The sequence below is a fragment of the Erwinia sp. GW821-FHT03D09 genome, from assembly GCF_059420805.1.
The window spans coordinates 1-1,342 of the sequence record NZ_JBWKUK010000043.1 but is presented as its reverse complement, the minus strand read 5'-3'; the positions used below and the strand labels follow the sequence as shown (position 1 = coordinate 1,342).

General features: G+C 47.7%; 1 protein-coding gene. It reads right to left on the bottom strand.

Annotation, left to right across the window (positions count from 1 at the left end; translation table 11 throughout):
* A partial coding sequence (locus AC07U6_RS22190) for a colicin-like bacteriocin tRNase domain-containing protein (RefSeq protein WP_494764858.1) occupies positions 1 to 1,287 on the bottom strand: 1,287 nt, incomplete at its 3' end.
* Positions 1,288 to 1,342 lie beyond the last annotated feature (55 nt).

The following is a 1,342-nucleotide window of genomic DNA, read 5'->3' as shown; positions in this document are numbered from 1 at the left end:
AGCTATCGCTAAGGCCTTTTCCGTTGATGCTATTTTACCCCGGGCATCTAAGAGGCGCTGCCGTAACTTATCGTACTCCTGATATTCAGCCTTGTAGATTGCTTTATCGCCTTCTACATCATCGGAGAGAACTTCTTGAGTATCTTTGAGGATGTTTCTTTTGTAGGCCAGCCCATTGTTAGCTAAAAGATAATCCAGTTTCGCCTTGCTATCAATTGTCGCTGTCGCAGTGCCTCCGATCTCACCACCAAATCCACCACTAACGCGAATTTTATAGTCAGTGGTCGATGTAATTGGGTTTTTAGCTGGGTCAGTAAGCGCACGTCCTTCTGGCGAGGCTTTCAGGTTATCCAGGGATTTTTTCTGCGTCTGCCATGCGGCATCCGCTTTATCAAACTCAGCTTTAGCCTGGTTAGACTTTCTCTGAGCAACTTCAAGAGGGTGAGCCGCATCCCAGGCAGCCTGCAGCTGTTTTTCTTTTTCCTGGCGTTCCTTCAGTTCCGTCTCCGTGAGTACGCCAGTAACTGAAACGTAAACAGGCTCGGCTTTAGCATCCGGCGGAAAGCGAATAATGACATCGTGAGTGTTTGCGCCGGCAGTAAAACCTGCAGGACGTGTGGCACCTTTCTCTGGCGTAACCCCCGCAGGTTTAGACAATGACGCAGGTTTTTCTGATGTAACCCGGATGCTCATAGCAGGCTTGCCTGGCACAACATCAGCAGTATAAACACCACGAATATTCGTTGGTTTTGCATCAACTACAGCTACACGTTGAGTAGTTCCTGCAATCCCAACAACAGCAACGTGTTGCTTCCCATCCTTAACTTCATCTGCCAGTCGTTTATTAACTCCGGCAGTATCAACAGATGCAGGTTGAGTAGGAAGTGAACCAGATAGCACTTTACTAGCAGGTAAAGCCGTAGTAACAAATGCTTGACTGGGATCACGCATAGCTGGTGCAAGAGGGGAAGGAGCCAGTAGTGCAAGAACACCTGATACCCGTCCTGCATAAGGCAGCCCAACACGGATACCCTTCTCGAAATCAGCCAACAGTGCAGATAAAGCATCTTCGATAGTTGTAATAACAGTGATTTGCCATGTGCCATTAACCGGAGAAACGGGTACAGACATACCATAAGGTGCCATGGCCTGAGCAGGGTATCCGCTGGAATTTCCACCGCCAGCATTACCACCATTACCATTACCTCCACCACCGCCCCAATGAACACCAGAAGAAGTACCACCACCTCCGGTTACAGTCATTGTACCTTCATTTGAACCACTCATAGACTTCCTTATTGACGTTTAAGATTAAGAAAAACCAACCCAATAACTGTATAAA